General features: G+C 68.6%; 15 protein-coding genes and 1 pseudogene. 9 read left to right on the forward strand and 7 right to left on the reverse strand.

The genetic code is table 11. The features are described 5' to 3' along the window. The first annotated feature begins 47 nt into the window (after nucleotides 1-47). Both MQH10_RS21515 and MQH10_RS21520 read left to right on the forward strand, forming a co-directional pair. Complete coding sequence (locus tag MQH10_RS21515; RefSeq protein WP_272887079.1) at nucleotides 48-335, forward strand: type II toxin-antitoxin system TacA family antitoxin; 288 nt, start codon at nucleotides 48-50, stop codon at nucleotides 333-335. Beyond that, nucleotides 332-832: a GNAT family N-acetyltransferase gene (locus MQH10_RS21520; RefSeq protein WP_242566032.1), complete on the forward strand. Its 501-nt coding sequence runs from the start codon at nucleotides 332-334 to the stop codon at nucleotides 830-832. Before MQH10_RS21515 ends, MQH10_RS21520 begins: the two co-directional genes overlap by 4 nt. Before the next feature lie 6 nt (nucleotides 833-838). Here MQH10_RS21520 and MQH10_RS21525 read toward each other — a convergent pair whose 3' ends face one another. Then, the gene (locus MQH10_RS21525; RefSeq protein WP_242566061.1) at nucleotides 839-1,075 is read right to left on the reverse strand and encodes a DUF3297 family protein; all 237 of its coding nucleotides are present in this window, start codon (nucleotides 1,073-1,075) and stop codon (nucleotides 839-841) included. A gap of 152 nt (nucleotides 1,076-1,227) precedes the next feature. Here MQH10_RS21525 and MQH10_RS21530 point away from each other — a divergent pair. The 3 genes and pseudogenes from MQH10_RS21530 (at nucleotide 1,228) to MQH10_RS21540 (ending at nucleotide 5,458) form a co-directional block, all read left to right on the forward strand. Beyond that, a pseudogene (locus tag MQH10_RS21530) lies at nucleotides 1,228-2,480 on the forward strand (acetyl-CoA C-acetyltransferase). Nucleotides 2,481-2,491: 11 nt separating this feature from the next. Next, nucleotides 2,492-3,706, forward strand: coding sequence for an acyl-CoA dehydrogenase family protein (locus tag MQH10_RS21535; RefSeq protein ID WP_242566033.1), 1,215 nt, complete (start codon nucleotides 2,492-2,494; stop codon nucleotides 3,704-3,706). Nucleotides 3,707-3,913: 207 nt separating this feature from the next. After that, entirely contained in the window at nucleotides 3,914-5,458 is a 1,545-nt protein-coding gene (locus MQH10_RS21540) for an acyl-CoA synthetase (RefSeq protein ID WP_242566034.1), read from the forward strand. Nucleotides 5,459-5,466: 8 nt separating this feature from the next. On the opposite strand, the gene MQH10_RS26575 is transcribed toward MQH10_RS21540, so the two are convergent. Both MQH10_RS26575 and MQH10_RS21550 read right to left on the reverse strand, forming a co-directional pair. Beyond that, nucleotides 5,467-6,117 carry a carboxymuconolactone decarboxylase family protein gene (locus tag MQH10_RS26575; RefSeq protein ID WP_272887081.1) on the reverse strand — a complete coding sequence of 217 codons (651 nt, stop codon included), beginning with the start codon at nucleotides 6,115-6,117 and terminating at the stop codon, nucleotides 5,467-5,469. Next, complete coding sequence (locus MQH10_RS21550) at nucleotides 6,118-6,642, reverse strand: VOC family protein (protein WP_242566035.1); 525 nt, start codon at nucleotides 6,640-6,642, stop codon at nucleotides 6,118-6,120. 162 nt (nucleotides 6,643-6,804) lie between these two features. Between MQH10_RS21550 and MQH10_RS21555 the strand changes: the two genes are divergently transcribed. Continuing rightward, complete coding sequence (locus MQH10_RS21555) at nucleotides 6,805-7,260, forward strand: MarR family winged helix-turn-helix transcriptional regulator (protein ID WP_242566036.1); 456 nt, start codon at nucleotides 6,805-6,807, stop codon at nucleotides 7,258-7,260. Nucleotides 7,261-7,422: 162 nt separating this feature from the next. Beyond that, a complete protein-coding gene (locus MQH10_RS21560) occupies nucleotides 7,423-9,627 on the forward strand; it encodes a TonB-dependent receptor (protein ID WP_242566037.1) in 2,205 nt (734 codons plus the stop codon). Between the two features lie 13 nt (nucleotides 9,628-9,640). On the opposite strand, the gene MQH10_RS21565 is transcribed toward MQH10_RS21560, so the two are convergent. Beyond that, entirely contained in the window at nucleotides 9,641-10,822 is a 1,182-nt protein-coding gene (locus MQH10_RS21565) for a glycosyltransferase (RefSeq protein WP_242566038.1), read from the reverse strand. Between the two features lie 203 nt (nucleotides 10,823-11,025). Here MQH10_RS21565 and MQH10_RS21570 point away from each other — a divergent pair, with 203 nt between their 5' ends. Both MQH10_RS21570 and MQH10_RS21575 read left to right on the forward strand, forming a co-directional pair. Beyond that, nucleotides 11,026-12,198: an alpha/beta fold hydrolase gene (locus MQH10_RS21570; protein ID WP_242566039.1), complete on the forward strand. Its 1,173-nt coding sequence runs from the start codon at nucleotides 11,026-11,028 to the stop codon at nucleotides 12,196-12,198. Between the two features lie 115 nt (nucleotides 12,199-12,313). Continuing rightward, the gene (locus MQH10_RS21575) at nucleotides 12,314-13,516 is read left to right on the forward strand and encodes an amidohydrolase family protein (protein WP_242566040.1); all 1,203 of its coding nucleotides are present in this window, start codon (nucleotides 12,314-12,316) and stop codon (nucleotides 13,514-13,516) included. 3 nt (nucleotides 13,517-13,519) lie between these two features. Here the strand turns inward: MQH10_RS21575 and MQH10_RS21580 are convergent, their stop codons facing one another. The 3 genes from MQH10_RS21580 to MQH10_RS21590 form a co-directional block, all read right to left on the reverse strand. Then, a complete protein-coding gene (locus MQH10_RS21580; protein WP_242566041.1) occupies nucleotides 13,520-14,302 on the reverse strand; it encodes an SDR family NAD(P)-dependent oxidoreductase in 783 nt (260 codons plus the stop codon). Further along, nucleotides 14,299-15,036, reverse strand: coding sequence for an SDR family NAD(P)-dependent oxidoreductase (locus tag MQH10_RS21585; RefSeq protein ID WP_242566042.1), 738 nt, complete (start codon nucleotides 15,034-15,036; stop codon nucleotides 14,299-14,301). The genes MQH10_RS21580 and MQH10_RS21585 overlap by 4 nt, the downstream gene beginning before the upstream one ends. A 122-nt stretch (nucleotides 15,037-15,158) precedes the next feature. After that, on the reverse strand, nucleotides 15,159-17,009 hold the full coding sequence (locus MQH10_RS21590; RefSeq protein ID WP_242566043.1) for an ATP-binding protein: 1,851 nt from the start codon (nucleotides 17,007-17,009) through the stop codon (nucleotides 15,159-15,161). Nucleotides 17,010-17,076 lie beyond the last annotated feature (67 nt).

The raw sequence follows: 17,076 nt of genomic DNA on the forward strand, positions 1-17,076 counted from the left end.
CCGGCAAATTCCCGTACAATCTGTCGCATTGAGCGAGGTTTTTCAGCATGGCGAGGGCATCTCAGCGAACGGCGCGGCTTGAGGCGCGTATCTCGCCGGACGCCCTGGCGAGGGTGCGCCGCGCGGCCGAACTTCAGGGGCGCAGTCTGAGCGATTTCGTGGTGGCCGCTGCGCAGGACGCCGCCAATCGGGCGTTGGAAGATACGAATCTGGTGCGGCTGTCCCTGGCCGATCAGCAGAGGTTCGTTGATCTGCTGTTGGCGCCGCCGGACCTGTCGCCCGCCATGGAGCGGGCGCGGCGCGCACATGCAAACCTGATCGCGGATGCTGAGTGACCGCCAGGTTGCGGATCGAGGCCCTGGGCGCCGCGCATGACCGCAAGGCCTTCGCCTGTGGGGTCGAGGCCTTGGATCGCTATTTTCACGATCAGGTCGGACAAGATGTCCGGCGGCGGGTGACCGCCTGCTATGTCGCCTGCGACGCGGAGGGCCGAGATCGCGTGGCGGGCTTCTACACCCTGGCGGCGGCCAGCGTGGTGTTGTCGGAGATTCCGCAAGCCCTGGCGAAACGCCTTCCGCGCTATGGCGCCGCGCCCGTCGCCCTGCTCGGTCGACTGGCCATTGACCAGGCTTATCGTGGCCAAGGGCTTGGCGGGATCTTGCTATGGGACGCGGTCATGCGGGCCGCGAGATCAGAAGTCGCGGTCTTCGCCGTGCTGGTCGACGCCAAGGACGCCGAAGCCGAGGCCTTCTATCGCCACCACGGCTTTGTAAGCCTGGATAGCGAAGGCCGTCGGCTGGTCCTGCCCTTGACCGGTCTGCGCCAGACCTGAGTCAGGTCAGCTCTCGAAGAAGGGCTCGACTTCGCCCTGCAGCTTCATGGTCATGGCCTTGCCGCGGCGGTCGACGGTCTTGCCGACGGCCAGGCGCACCCAGCCCTCGCTGACGCAGTATTCCTCGACATTGGTCTTGATGACGCCCTTGAAGCGGATGCCGACCCCGCGGGAGAGCAGGGCGGCGTCGTGATAGGGGCTGTCCGGGTCGACGCTGAGGCGGTCGGGCGGGGTGTCGGAGATGGCTTCGGTCATGGCCGCGTCATAGCCCCGCGCGTCCGCGCCGAAAAGAGGCGCAATTTCGGGACTAGCCTGCCGCAAGGGAGCCTGTTCCATGGTTGCCGGCGAAGCGCCGCAGACTCGCGGCCGCAAGACATTTTGAAGGAGCGGTCATCATGGCTGAAGCTTGGATCATTGATACGGCCCGCACGCCGCGCGCGTGGGCAAGGTGGGCAAGGGCGCCCTGGCCGATCTGCACCCGCAACACCTGGCGGCCACCGTCATGAAGGCCGTGGCGGACCGCAACAACATCAACACCGCCGAAGTCGACGACGTGATCTGGGGCACCTCGTCCCAGCGCGGCAAGCAGGGCAACGACCTGGGCCGCATGGCCGCGCTCGACGCCGGCTTCGACGTCAAGGCCAGCGGCATGACGCTGGACCGCTTCTGCGGCTCGGGCATCACCACGGTGAACCTGGCCGCCGCCCAGATCATGTCGGGCATGGAAGACCTGGTCATCGCCGGCGGCACCGAGATGATGAGCTACACCTCGGCCACCGGCCCGCAGAACGCCGCCTTCTTCGACGGCCCGGCCCTGATGGACGCCGGCAACGCCCACCTGCGCAAGCTGCACCCGCAATCGCACCAGGGCATCTGCGCCGACGCGATCGCGACCCTGGAAGGCATTTCGCGCGAAGCCCTGGACGAGCTGGCCTATGTCAGCCAGCAGCGCGCCGACGTCGCGATCCGCGAAGGCCGCTTCAGCCGCTCGCTGGTGCCGGTGCTGCGCGAGGACGGCAGCGTCGCCCTGGACCATGAGGAATTCCCGCGTCCGCAGACGACCCTGGAAAACCTGGCGGCCCTGAAGCCCTCGTTCGAAGCCATGGCCAATGTGCCGATGGACGCCCAGGGCACGACGCTCGCCGGCCTGATCAACCAGGTCTATCCCGACCTGAAGATCAAGCACGTGCACCATGCCGGCAACTCGTCGGGCGTGGTCGACGGCGCCGCCGCCGTCCTGCTCGCCTCGCCGGACTACGCCAAGAAGAACGGCCTGAAGCCCCGCGCACGCGTGGTCGCCATGGCCAATGTCGGCGACAGCCCGACCCTGATGCTAAACGCCCCGGTCCCCGCGGCCCACAAGGTTCTGAAGAAGGCCGGCCTGACCCCGGACGACATCGACCTGTGGGAAATCAATGAAGCCTTCGCGGTGGTCGCCGAGAAGTTCATTCGCGACCTGAAGCTCGACCGCAACAAGGTCAATGTGAACGGCGGCGCCATGGCGTTGGGCCACCCGATCGGCGCCACCGGCTCGATCCTGATCGGCACCGTGATCGACGAACTGGAACGCCGCGGCCTGAAGCGCGGCCTGGTCACCATGTGCGCCGCCGGCGGCATGGCTCCGGCCATCATCGTCGAACTGATCTAAGGGAGCGGCTCATGGACCTGGCTTGGAGTGCTGAAGATCGGGCGTTCCAGGACGAGGTCCGGGCCTTTCTCGATAAGGAACTGACGCCGGCCCTGCGCGAGCGGGGCCGGCGGATGACCAGCGTCTACGCCGACTACGACACCAGCATGGAGTGGCAGCGCCGGCTGCACGCCCGCGGCTGGGCGGCGCCGGCCTGGCCCACGGAATTCGGCGGGCCGGGCTGGGATGTCGTCAAACGCTATATCTGGGCGCGGGAGACCTCGATCGCCGGCGCGCCGCCGCTGTCGCCCATGGGCATCGGCATGTGCGGACCGGTGTTGATCGGCCACGGCACGCCCCAGCAACAGGCCTATTATCTGCCCCGCATGCTGTCGGGGGAGCACTTCTGGTGCCAGGGCTATTCCGAGCCGGGCTCGGGATCGGACCTCGCCAGCCTGCAGATGAGCGCGGTCGCCGACGGCGACGACTTCATCTGCAACGGCCACAAGCTGTGGACCACCCACGCGGCGGTCGCCAACTGGATCTTCTGCTTGGTGCGGACCAGCCGCGAGCAGATCATCCAGCAGGGCATCACCTTCCTGCTGATCGACATGGCGACGCCGGGCGTCACCGTGAAGCCGATCATCTCGCTGTCGGGCGAGCACATTCAGAACGACGTCTTCTTCACCGATGTCCGCGTGCCCAAGGCCAATGTGGTCGGCCGGGTCGGCGAGGGCTGGACGGTCGCCAAATACCTGATGCAGTTCGAGCGGGGCGGGGGCGTCAGCGCGCCGGGCCTGGCCGCGCGGCTGGGCAAGATCCGGGCGATGGCTGAGGCCGAGGGTCTGACCGAGAACCGCAGCTTCATGGCCCGGGTAGCCGAGGCCGGGATCGCGGTCGAGGCCCTGGAGGCGGTCGAACTGCGGGTGATGTCCAAGCTGTCCAACGGCGAGGCGCCGGGGGCGGAAAGCTCGCTGATGAAGACGGTCTCGACCGAGCTGTCCCAGCGCCTGACCGAGCTGGCGGTGGAGGCGGCGGGCGTCTATGCGACGCCCTATCAGCCGCACGCCGTGGCGCCGGGCGGCCCCTCGCCGGGCTTCACCCCGCCGGCCGACGGCTTCGTCGCCGGGCCGGAGCGCGCCTGGACCGTGACGTCGAAGTACCTCAACGACCGGGCCGGCTCGATCTATGCCGGCACCAACGAGATCCAGCGTAACATCATGGCCAAGGCCGTGCTGGGGATCTGATCCGCGCCCGCGCGACGCCGGAACATCATCAATCTAATTGACAAAAGACCGGCGTCGGCTACCCCTTCGGGAGACGGCGGCGGGCGCGGCTCGCTGTCGAATCCGCCCGCGTCCGACGGGCGGTCGTGACCTCGGGGGACACACCCGGGGCCGTTCGGGGAAACCTCACGCGGCCCGTGGCGCCGGCGTGATCCAGGAGGCGACGCCATGCGGCTGACCCAGACGCTTCTGCGGGCCGAGCTGGTCCGTGCCCAGGCGGTGGCGACCATCGACGGCGACCGGGTGCGAACCTGGCGCGAGGTCGCGAACCGTGTGCGCCGACTGTCGGGCGCGCTTCGCGGCCTGGGAGTGGGCGAGGGGGACCGGGTGGCGGTCCTGGCGCAAAACTGCGACTCCTATTTCGAGGCCTATTTCGCCATCCTCTGGACGGGGGCGGTGATCGTGCCGCTGAACACCCGGCTGGCCCCGGCCGAGACCCGGTTCCAGCTGGAGGACGCGGGCGCCCGCGCCCTGCTGTTCGGGGAGGAGTTCGCCGAGACCGCCGCGATCCTGAAGCCGCACCTCTCCAAGATCACGGCCTGGATCGGCATGGACGGACCGGGCGGGGCGGCCGATCACGCCCTGGAGGACCTGGTCGACCGGGGCCCCGCGGCGGCCGAGACCGAGCGGCGGGCGGAGGATCTCGCCGGGATTTTCTACACCGGCGGCACCACCGGCCTGCCCAAGGGCGTGATGCTGAGCCATCGGGCGCTGGCGGCCATGGCGGTCAATCTGACCATGTCGCTGAAGGTCGACGAGACCATCGTCAATCTGCACTCAGCGCCCATGTTCCACCTGGCCGACATCGGCACCTTCATGGCCACCATGGTCGGCGGCGCCCACGTCTTCGTGCGCAAGCTGGACGAGACGGTGATGCTGGACCTGATCGGCCGGCACGGGATCACCCACATTTTCACCGTGCCGGCCATGATCGACCGGTTGGCCCGCCACCCCAGGGCCGGCGAGACCGACCTCAGCTCGCTTCGCGTTCTGGGCTATGGCGGTGCGCCCATGCCGATGGGGACCTATGACGTGGCCCGCGCGCGGTTTCCCGACGTCGATATCGTCCAGGGCTTCGGCATGACCGAGATGGGCGCCCACACCTTCCTGGAGGCGCGACACCACCGGCCGGGCGCCGATCCGGAGAAGATGAAGTCGGTCGGCCAACCCGCCTATGGCTATGAGGTGCGCGTCGTCGATCCGGAGGGCCGGGAGGTTCCCCGCCGCCAGCTGGGCGAGATCATCGGCCGCGGCGACAACATGATGACCGGCTATTGGAACCGGCCGGAGGAGACCGCCCAGGCCCTGCGCGGCGGCTGGGTCTGGTCGGGGGACGCCGGCTTCATGGACGAGGAGGGGTTCGTCTACATCACCGACCGGTTCAAGGACATGATCGTGAGCGGCGGCGAGAACGTCTATTCGATCGAGGTCGAGAACGTGGTCTCGCGCCATCCGGCCGTCATGGAGTGCGCGATCATCGGCGTGCCCGACGACCGCTGGGGCGAGCGGGTCCACGCCGTGGTGGTGCTGAAGCCCGGCGCGGCCCTGGCGCTGGACGACCTCGACGCCCACTGCCGGGCCGAGATCGCCGGCTACAAGATCCCGCGCAGCCTGCAGATCCTGGATCAGCCCCTGCCGCGCAGCGGGGCGGGCAAGGTGCTGAAGACCGAGCTGCGCGCGCCCTGGTGGGCGGGGCGGGAGCGGAAGGTCTAGGAGGCGGGCTACTCCGCCTTGTCCCCGCGGCCGGTGTCGAGGAAGTCGGCGGCGGCGAAGTCCTCGGGCGGGGCGACCTCGACGATGGGCTCGGCGCGGTCGTCGAATTCGAGCTTCAGGGCCCGGGCCATCACGGCGTGCATGTCATAGAGGCAGGTGATGTAGGTCAGCTCGAGGATCTGCTCGTCGGTCAGGAAGGCCTTGAGGGCGTCGAACACCGCGTCGGGGGTGCGGCCCCCCTGGGCGGTGAGGCAGTCGGCATAGGCCAGGACCGCGCGCTCCTTCTCGTCGAAGCAGTCGGCCACCTGCCAGTGGGGGACGGCGGCGATCTTCGCCTCGGAGACGCCCAGGCCGCGCAGGGACTTGCAGTGCTGGGAGAAGACGAACTGGCTGGCCTTGTTCCAGCCGGCCCGGGTCTGGCCCAGTTCGCGCAACACCGGATCGATCAGGCGCTTGCGGCTGCGATAGAATCCGAAGCCGTCCACGGCGTGCTGCAGGCAGTCGGGCACCAGGGCGAAGACGGTCCACCAGTCGCCGGGCGTGCCGGTGGCCGTGCCGGGCTCGGCGACGGGATCGCGGTCGCCGAACAAGAGGTCGTACATGCGAAGGCCGACACCGGGATCGACCTCGGCGCGGGGCACCTGACGCAGACGGGGCATCTAGACCTCCACCGTGGCGCCCGCGGGGGCGTGGCGCACATCCGCCGGGACGAAGGGTTTCGTCGAGGCGGCGAACTCCATCATGATCCCGTTCGGGTCGGTGAAATAGATCGACCGGACGAAGACCCCGTCGTGGAGGGTGGCCGAGACCGTGGCCTGGCTGTCGTCGTGATTGACCACGGTGTGCATGTGCGGCACCCCGGCGGCCTTCAGGCGGTCGAGGCAGGCGGCGAGATCCTCCTGGGCGACATTGAAGGCCAGGTGGTTCATCGAGCCGACGGCGGACTTGGAATCGGCGGGGAATTCGCGGACCGAGGCGATGCCCGGGGCCGCGGCCGGCGTCTCCGGCCACCAGAAGAAGGCGACGGCCGAACCGCCGCCGCAGTCGAAGAAGAAGTGCTGGCCGCCGTCGGGCAGGCTGATGGTCTTGATGAGCGGCATTTCCAGGACCTCGGTGTAGAACTTCACCGTCTCGGCCATGTCGCGGCAAACCAGCGCCATGTGGTTGATGCCCGTCGTGCGCATGTCGCTATACCTCGTCGTTCGGCGTCCGATATCGGCCGGCAAGGTGGGATGCGCGCCTCATTTCGTCAACTAGATTGATAATCGGACCGGTGGGGCGGGCCTGCGATCGGTTTGACGTGCAATCGGCTGCCTCTAGGGTGGCCGGGCAGTCTTGAGGGATTCATGATCGGCGCCGACAAACTGATCGTACCGTTGTTGCAGGCCTTCCTGTGGTTCGACGACGGCCTGCAGAGTTTCCTGCAGGCGCAGGGCTGGGACCAGGTCACCCGGCCTCAGTCGATGGTCATGGCCAATGTGGTGATCGGGGTCCACAAGCCGTCGGACATCGCCCGCAACCTGGGGATCAGCCGCCAAGCGGTGCACACCACCATCAACCAGATGGTCAAGCTGGGCATGCTGGAGATCCGCGACGACGCCGAGGACCGGCGGGCGACCATCGTGGCGGTCAGCCCCAAGGGCCGGGCCATGGGGGTCGACGCCGACCGCGCCATGGAGGCCCTGGCCGCGGAGCTGCGCCGCCGGATCGGGCCGCGCAATGTCGAGAACCTGGTGAAGGCCTTCGCCGCAGACTGGGGCGATCCCCCCACCGACTGGCCCAAGGCGGACAAGGGAAAATGAGGCCCGAGCGGAACGGACCGGGGATTCCCTGATCAGGTTATGGTCAGTCAAACTGACAAAATTCGCTGAGATACCGTCATCTAGATTGACAAATATCAATGCGACGGCGACGCTCCGATCAACAGCCCGTGGAGGCTGGTGCAGAGATCGGGGAGGACTGCCATGCGCAAAGCGGCGTTCAATCGACTATTCGCGACCACCTGCGGCCTCGCCTTCGGCGTGGCGCTCGGCGGCCAGGCCCTGGCGGCGGACGCCGCGGGCGGGGTGCAGATCGAGGAGGTGGTGGTCACCGCCCAGAAGCGCGAGCAGAAGCTCCAGGACGTGCCCGTGGCGGTCTCGGCCTTCAACGACAAGGCCCTGCAGGCCCAGGCGGTCCAGGGCCTGACCGACCTCAGCGCCAAGTCGCCCAATGTGGTGCTGGCCCCGGTGGGCGCCTATCCCTACGCCAGCGCCTTCTACATCCGCGGTCTCGGCTTCGCCGATGTGGAGTCGACCTTTGAACCGGCGGTCGGCGTCGAAATGAATGGGGTCTATCTGGCCCGCAACTCCGGCGCCCTGCAGGACTTCTTCGACATCGACTCGGTCGAGATCCTGCGCGGACCTCAAGGCACGCTCTATGGCCGCAACACCATTGGCGGGGTGGTCAGCGTCCGCACCAAGCGGCCCAATCCCGGCGATCCCTTCAGCGGCGAGGTCCAGGCGACGGTGGGCGACCATGGGCGCGCCGAGGGCCGCCTGGCCCTGAACGTGCCGCTCAACGACACCTTCGCGGCCCGCGGCTCGCTGCTCTACAAGACCTATGACGGCTATGTTCACAACGCGACGCTGAACAAGACCGTGGGCGACAACGAGACCCTGTCCGGCCGCCTGACCCTGGTGGCCAAGCCCAATGACGTGTTCGACGCGGCCCTGGTGCTGGACGGTGATCGCGAGCGCGGCTCGGGCGCGGCGTTCCGCAACGCGGCCCTGCCGGGCAATGTCTATTACAACTTCAGCCCCGACACCGGCACCGCCACCCCGGTGATCCCGGCGGGAACGTCAAACCCCAAGGACCCCTATACGGTCTATGACAACACCCCGATCTTCGCGAACGTGGACACCTGGGGCGCGGCCCTGACGGCCAACTGGAAGCTCGACCTGGGCACGGTCACCAGCGTGACCGGCTATCGCAGCTTCAAGGACAAGGTGCAGAGCGACTATGACGGCAGCGCCGTCAATTTCTTCTACGCCTATCGCGACCAGAGCCACGAGCAGTTCAGCCAGGAGATCCGGCTGGCCTCAAGCACCGGCGGAGCCTTCGACTATGTGGTCGGCGCCTATTACCTGAACCAGCACTACGCCATCACCAACACCCAGGGCGGCCTGATCTACAAGGGCGCGACGGCGTCGCAGATCGCCGGCCAGCGCAACATCGCCTGGGCCCTGTTCGGCCAGGGCGACTATCACGTGAACGACAGGCTGACGCTCACCGCCGGCGGCCGCTACAGCTACGAGGAGAAACGGTTCACCAACCAGCCGCTCTTCTTCACCGCCTCCAAGTCCTATGATGACCATTGGGACAACTTCTCGCCCAAGCTCAGCGCCAACTACAAGTTCACCCCCGACGTGATGGCCTACGCCACCTGGTCCAAGGGCTTCCGCAGCGGCGGCTATAACGGGCGGGCGGCGTCCTACACCTCGGCCGGGCCCTACGCCTCGGAGACGGTGGAGAGCTATGAAGTCGGGGTGAAGTCGGAGCTGTTCGAGCGCCGTCTGCGCCTGAACGGGGCGGCCTTCTCCAGCAAGTACACGGACATGCAGGTGGGCAGCCAGGGCCTGACCAGCGCCGGGATCTACGAATCCATCGTCACCAACGCCGGCGAGGCGCGGATCGACGGGGTGGAGGGCGAGGCCCTTTGGCTGGTCGGCGGCGGCTGGCGGATCAACGCCAACCTCGCCTGGCTGGACGCGCGGTTCGAGAAGAACTTCACCGACTTCACCAGCGACGGGATCAACAACCCCACCGACAACAGCGACCTGCCGCTCGCCTATGCGCCGAAGTGGTCGGGCAGCTTCGGGGTGACCTATGACCGCGACCTGTCGTTCGGCCACCTCTCGGCCAACGCCAATGCGGTCTATATGGACGACATCTACACCAGCGGCGGGGTGCTGAACCGCACCTCCACCGTCCAGATGCGGCCGGCCAACACCCTCTATGACGCGGCGATCACCCTGGAGGGAACCCAGGGCTGGCGGGTGTCGCTGTGGGGCAAGAACCTGGCCGACAAGGCGGTGATCAACAACACCTTCGGCCTGGGCGCCCTGGGTAATCTGCGGATCTATCAGCCGCCGCGGACCTGGGGCCTGGAGGTCGGCTACAAGTTCTAGAAGGAGAGCACGGTTAGGCGGAGGCTCCGGTCTCCGTCTCCGTCGCCTTGCGCACCGCCTCGCCCTGGGCGGCGTCGCGGCCCTTGGGGGCCACGCCCCAGGCGGCGCGGCTGGCGCTCCAGTAGTTCCACAGCGAGGCGACAACCGCGCCCATGACGCCCGCCACCAGGCGGTGGGCGTGTAGATGGGTGAGGCCGATGGCCACCAGCTCGCTGATCACCGCGCCCGAGGAGCAGGCGAGCGCGAAGCCGGCCAGGCCGCGCCACCAGGCCCGGCCCGTCAGCCGCAGGTCGCGGAAGGTGAGCAGGTTGTTGAGCGCGAAGTTCGAGATCATGGCCACGCTGATCGCGCTGGCCTGAGCCGCCCAGAAGGGGGCGCCCAGCGCGTCCAGGGTTCCGAGGATCGAGGTGTGGACCACCACCCCGGTCAGGCCGACGCCGGCGAACATCACGAAGCGGCTGGGGATCACCCGGCCTGATCGGGTCTCGATCAACTGGGCGGCCAGTTCGACCATGATGCGCAGGTCGAGCTTGGACGCCCCGGCGATGCGGGGACGCAGCTTGGTCGCCACCTCGACGACCTTCGGGGTGCGCTTGCCGCCCGCCAGGACGTCGACCAGGATCTTGAAGCCCACGCCCGACAGACGCGGACGGACCTGGTTGAACCAGTCCCGGCGCAGCATGAAGAAGCCGGCCAGGGGATCGGTGGTGGCGGCGCCGATGACGATGCGGCTGAGCCAGACCCCAAAGATCGAGAGCGCCCGGCGAAAGCCGGTCAGGCCGATGTCGCGGTCGTGGACAAAGCGGCTGGCGATGACGAGGTCGGCGTGCTCGGCGCGCAGGGCGGCGACCATGCGGGGCAGGAGGCCCGCCTCATGCTGGCCGTCGCCATCCATGACGCCGAGGATCTGGCCTTGGGCCGCGTCCCATCCGGCGATGCAGGCCGAGGCCAGGCCGCGGACGCCCTCGCGGCGCACCAGGCGGATGCGGCTGTCCTTGGCGGCGCAGGCGCGAACGACGTCGGCGGTGCGCTCGTCCGGGCTGTCGTCGATGATGATGATCTCGTGGCTCAGCGCGCCGAGCGCGCCCTGCGCCTCGGCGATGACCGGGGCGATGGAGTCGGCCTCGTTCATGGTGCAGATCACCAGGGAGACCTCGATCGGCGCGGGCGCGGCGGTCTGGTCCGGAACGGGCATGGGGGGCGGCTCCTTGTGGCCGGGAGGCCTCAAGCGGGGGCTGGCAGAATCGAACGCCAGCCCTAACAGGGTCTTAAGTCGCAGGCGATAGGGCGCGCCCCGGATCGGCGCCTCCGCTTCGTTCGGTCGCGATGTCCGGGTCGACCTGTGGCGCCGGGGACTCGGTCTAGACTGCCCGCGTTGATCCTCCCGGAGGCCTTTCGATGTTCCGCACCTTCGCCGCCCTGGCCGCCGCCGCGGCCTGTCTCGTGGGTGGGGCCGCCCAGGCCGCCCAGGGCTCCGAGCCGCCGCACCAGGAGGGGGACTATGTGATCCCCTTCTTCAAGTTCGGCACCGGCGAGGTGATGGAGAAGCTGCGCATGCACTACACCACCCTGGGGACGCCGATCCGCGACAAGGCCGGTCACGTCACCAATGCGGTCATGGTGCTGCACGGCACGGGCGGGGACGGCCATCAGTTCTTCCGGCCGCAGTTCGCCAATGTGCTGATGGTCCCCGGCGGGGTGCTGGATCCGGCCAAGTATTTCATCATCCTGCCCGACGGCATCGGGCACGGGAAATCCTCAAAGCCCAGCGACGGGCTGCGCACCCGGTTTCCCCGCTACGACTATGACGACATGGTCGAGGCGGAATACCGCCTGGTGGCCGAGGGGCTGAAGGTCGATCACCTGCGGCTGGTGATGGGCACCTCCATGGGCTGCATGCACGCCTTCGTGCTGGGCGAGAGCCATCCGGACTTCATGGACGCCCTGATGCCCATGGCCTGCCAGCCGACGGCGCTGGCCGGGCGCAACCGGCTGTGGCGCAAGTTCCTGATCGACGCGATCCTGGCCGACCCGGACTGGAACGAGGGCAATTACCAGACCCAGCCGCAGGGGGCGCTGCGCGAGGCCGCAGCCCTGTTGTCGATCGCGGGCTCGGCGCCGATCCAGATGCAGAAGTCGATGCCGACGCGGGCCGAGGTCGACGCCTATGCCGAGGAATATGTCGCCGACGAACTGACCAGCCTGGACGCCAATGACCTGCTCTATCAGGTCAGCGCCTCGCGCAATTACGATCCCTCTGCGGGGCTGTCGAAGATCACCGCCAAGGTGATGTGGGTGAATTCGGCCGACGACTTCATCAATCCGCCGTCGTTGGGCCTGGCCGAAAAGTTCGCGCCGATGATCAGGAACGGGCGCTATGTGCTTATTCCGGAAAGCGAAATGACCCACGGCCATGGCAGCCACACCTGGGCCGTGCTGTGGCAGGACAAGCTGAAGGCGCTGCTGGACGCCACGGCCCCGCCGCCCCCGCCGCCGGTCAAGCCCAAGCCGGTGAAGCGCAAGGTGCGGGTGCATCGCGAGGCGCCTGAATCCCCCGACGCCGGGCATTGAGGCCGCGCGCCCGGCGTGACTTCCGCCGCCGCGCAGGGCAGACTTTCCGTCACGCCACGCGCGGCCGGCCCCGGATGAGGGGTTCAGAGATCGGCGCGGGCGACGGGAGAACGCCATGCCTTACGCCCCCGCCGATCGGGACATCTATGACGCCGACAGCCACATCATGGAGCTGCCGGACTTTCTGAAGAAGTACGCCGACCCCGGCCTGCGCGACGAGATCCCGGAGGTCAGCTATTCGGCCTCGATCGTCACCGACGAGGAAGTGGCGGTGATCATGAACCAGGGCGGCAAGCACAGCCCTGAGCATGTGGCGGCCCAGGTCGCGCTGGGCGACCGGCTGATCGAGGCCTCCAAGGAGATCCAGGCCCTGGGCGCCTTCGACCGGGCCGACCGGACCCAGGCCATGGACCTGCTGGGGTTCAGGAAGCAGCTGGTGTTCGCCACCCACAGCGTGGCCCTTCCGTTCTCGGCGAGCTCGAAGGTGGAGCCGCGCCTGCGCTATGGCGCGGCCCGGGCCCACAACCGGCACATGGCCGACTTCTGCGCCAATGACGCGCGGCTGATGGGGGTGGCGGTGATCCCCCTGGACGACCCAGATCTCGCCATGGCCGAACTGGACGCCGTGCTGGCCCAAGGGCTTGAGGCGGTCTGGATCCCGCACCGGCCCTGCGGCGACCGTTCGCCGGGGCACGTGGACCTGGATCCCTTCTGGGCGCGGCTGGCGGAGAGCGGCACGCCCTTCGTGCTGCACGTCGGCGGCGCGCCGCTGCAGCTGGCCAAGGCCTGGATGAACAATGGCCGGGCCCCGACCAAGGACTGGCTGGGCGGCGGCGAGAACCTGCGCACCAAGGACATCGCCCTGCTGCACGAGGGCCCGGAAGCCTTCCTGACCATGATGGTCCTGGACGGGGTTCTGGAACGCCATCCGGGCCTGCGCGGGGCCAGTGTCGAGCTGGGCGCCGGCTGGGTTCCCGAGCTGCTGCGCCGGCTGGACTGGGTGGTGAAGCACTGGAGCCGCAATGACGCCAATCTGCAGGGGCTGAGCCGCACGCCGTCGCAGCAGATGACCGATCAGCTGGCCTTCACGCCCTTCGTCTTCGAGGAGGTCGGGGCCTTCATCGACCAGTCCAATCCGGACCTCTATCTGTTCTCCAGCGACTATCCGCACATCGAGGGCGGCCGCAATCCGATCGCCCGGTTCGAGACGTCGCTGGGCGAGCGCGCGCCGTCGGTGCGCGACAAGTTCTATGCCGAGAACTTCCTGCGGATCTTCCCCGGCGCGCGGGTCACCAGCCCGCGGGCCGCTGTCGCCTGAGCCTCAGGCGTTGCGGGCGGTGAGCCCGCCGTCGACCGGGATGATCGCCCCGGTGATGTAGCTGGCGGCGGGCAGGCAGAGGCTGACGGTGATGTGGGCCACCTCCGCCGGCTCGCCGTAGCGGCCCATGGCCGTGCGGCGCTTGGCGAAGGTCTGCTTGGCGTCGTCGGGGATATTGGCGGTCATGCCGGTGGCGATGGGGCCGGGACAGACGCAATTGACGGTGATCCCCTCGCGGCCGAGCTCGACGGCGAGCGCGCGGGTCAGGCCGACCACCCCGGCCTTGGCCGCGGCGTAGGGGCTGTCCTTGGCGGTGGCGCCCAGGGCCTCGGTCGAGGCGATGTTGACGATACGCGGGGCCGCCGACTTGCGCAGCCAGGGCAGGGCGGCGCGGATCACCAGCTGGTGGGCCGTGAGCAGGACGGCGAGCGACTTGGCCCAGACGGCGTCATAGTGCGCCTCGTCGTCGATAGCCGCGAAGCCGGAGACGCCGGCGTTGTTGACTACGATGTCGAGCCCGCCCCAGCGCTCGGCCATCTCGGCCACGACCTGGCGGATCTGGGCCGGGTCGGTGACGTCGAGCCCCCAGGCGCGGGCCGACAGGCCCTGGGCGCGCAGGGGGGCGGCGACGGCCTCGGCGGCCTCGTGGGTGTAGTCGGTGACGGCGACGTGGGCGCCCTCGGCGGCGAAGATCTCGGCGGTGGCGCGGCCCATGCCGGAGCCGGCGCCGGTGACCAGGACGATGGAGCCCTTGAGCGAACGCGACAGGTTGAGGGGCGGGCTCATGACAGGGACAGGCCTCCGTCCACGATCAGGGTCTGGCCGCAGACATAAGCCGCGAGCGGCGAGGCGAGGAATAGCACGGCCCCGGCCATGTCGGCGGGGGTGCCGGCCCGGCCCTGGGGAATGGCGCGCAGGGCGCCGGCCATGCGGTCGGGATGCTCGGTGGTGACGGCGGTGAGCTTGGTGGCGACCAGGCCGGGGGCCAGGCCGTTGACCCGGATGCCGTCCTTGGCCCAGGCCTCGCCGAGCGTCTTGGTCAGGCTGACCGCGCCGGCCTTGGAGGCGGCGTAGGCCGGGTTGCCGCGGTTGGACTGGAAGCCGGAGACCGAGCTCACGATGATGATCGAGCCCTTGGCGGCGGCCAGCTTGTCGTGGAAGGCCACGGAACAGGCCATGGGGCTGTCGAGATTGACCGCCATGACGTGGTCCCAGCCCTCCGGCTGGAACTCGCCGCGCTTGTAGACCACCGTGCCCTGGCTCAGCACCAGGACGTTGAGGGCCGGGATTTTCGCGGCCTCGGCATTGATCTGGGCGCGGTCGGCGACATCGACGCAGGCATAGGCGAGGCCGGTGAGATCGGAGCCCTCGATCCCCTCATAGTCCTTGGCCGTGGGCCGGGTGCCCCAGACATGGACGGTCGCGCCGCGCTCGCGGAAGCCATGGGCGATCCCATTGCCTATGCCGCTGGAGCCGCCGACCACCAGGACGGTCTGGCCGGAGAAATCGAGATCGGACATGGCGTAGCTCCCGCAAGGATCCGCGTCTTCGCGCGGGTTCGGGCGCGAGCTTGGCGGGGCGGGGGCGGGGGTTCAAGTGTGACGCCGGGTGAGCGGGCGTCGAATTCCGCGAACGGCGGCGATCAGCTCGCGAGGCTGGTGCGCTCGGCGGCCGTGCGCATGGCCCGGCCGATGGCGGTCATCAGCATGGGGATCTGGATCGGCTTGGGGCTGTGCTCGGTGAAGCCCAGGCCCAGATAGTGGGCGCGCCCACCGGAGGTGACGTCTGCGGTGAGCGCGATCACCGGGCTGCGGCGATTTGGCCCGTCGGCGCCTTGCAGCCGCTGCAGGGCCTCGATCCCCGACATGCCGGGCATCTGGATGTCCATCAGCACCAGGTCGAAGGGGCGTTGGGCCAGAAGGTCGAGGGCCGCGGGGCCGCTGGTCGCCTTCTCGATGCGATGGCCGAAGGCCGATAGGATCTGGTCCAGGACCAGGAGGTTGACCGGGTTGTCGTCGACGATCAGCAGGTCGAGCGGTGCGTCCAGGTCCTCGACGTCGTCGGCCGCCGCCTCGGGAGCGACCGGGGCCTGGGCGAGTTCCAGCGGCAGGGCGATTTGGAAGTCCGATCCGCGGCCGGGCTCGCTCTCGACCCAGATGCGTCCGCCCATCAGCTCGGTCAGCTGCTTGGCGATGGCCAGGCCCAGACCGGTGCCGCCGAACTTGCGCTCCTCGGACTCGTCGACCTGGGAGAACCGTTCGAACAGGGCGCCGAGGTGTTCCTGGGCGATGCCGGGTCCGGTGTCGCGCACCGAGACGTGCAGGCCGATGCGGGCCTCGTCGAGGGAGGAGGCCTTGACCTTGACCACCACCTCGCCGGCGTCGGTGAACTTCAGGGCGTTGCCGATCAAATTGAACAGAACCTGGCGGACCCGCAGGGCGTCCATCCAGACGAAATGGGCCAGGTCCGGCTCGGCCTCCAGGCGCAGGCTGACGCCCTTCTCATCGGCGCGGGCGCCCCAGAAGGCGACCAGCCGGTCGAGGAACTGCGGCAGGTCCTCGACGGCCGGCGTGATGTCCAGCCGGCCGGCGTCGATCTTGGAGACGTCGAGAATGTCGTTGAGGATCGACAGCAGGTACTCGCCGCTCTCGATCAGGGTGTCGAGCCGCTCGCTCTGGACCGGATCGGCCTCTTCGCGCTTGAGCAGCTGGGCCATGCCGAGCACGCCATTCATCGGCGTGCGGATCTCGTGGCTCATGGTGGCGAGGAAGTTGGACTTGGCGCGGTTGGCGCGGCGGGCGGCCTCGCGGGCCTCGTCGGCGGCGGTGCGCTCGGCGACCGCCTGGTCACGGGCGGCCTCCAGCGCCGGGATCAGGGCGAGGTTCTCGGCATAGGCCGTCTGCCAGGCGGTCACGGCCTTGGTCGTGCCATAGGAGACGAGCGCCAGCAGCAGGGTCATGCTGATCAGGCCGAGCACCAGGCCGGCCAGGGTGAGGCCGGTGAAGGTCAGCAGCACCATGGCGGTCATGGCCGCCATGGCCGGGGCGGCCATGGACCAGAAGATGGTGCGCGACAGGGATCCGTTCGCGCAGGCGATGGCGATGGTGATGGCGACGGTCATGGCCAGGAAGGCCATCTCGCCGGCGCCGCCGCGCGCCGAGAGCCAGAGGGGGATCACCAGATAGCTGGTCACCCGGACCGCGCAGATCCAGGCGAGGTTGCGCAGATGCCGGGGCGTCTCCGCCGCGGCGGGCTCGGCGAGCCAGCGGCGCAGGGTGCGCTGGAAATGGGCGTCGACGGCGCAGGCGGTCACGAAGCTGACGACCGCGGCGACGGGGTGGCCGAGCAGGGCGAGCGCCATGCCGGACAGGGCGTTGAAGCCGAAGTGGATGATCGTCGGCAGGATGAGGCCCGCCAGGGTCAGGCGGTAAGAGCTGTCGCCCTCGGCCCCCGTCAGCGCGGGGTCTGCTCGGCTGATCTTGCGGCTGCTCATGCGGCCTCCCTGGATCAATCCTTGAGTGAAACCCTTTAAGATATTGAAAATTCAAGGAATAAATCGA

Source organism: Phenylobacterium aquaticum, from assembly GCF_022695515.1.
Classification (GTDB): domain Bacteria; phylum Pseudomonadota; class Alphaproteobacteria; order Caulobacterales; family Caulobacteraceae; genus Phenylobacterium; species Phenylobacterium aquaticum.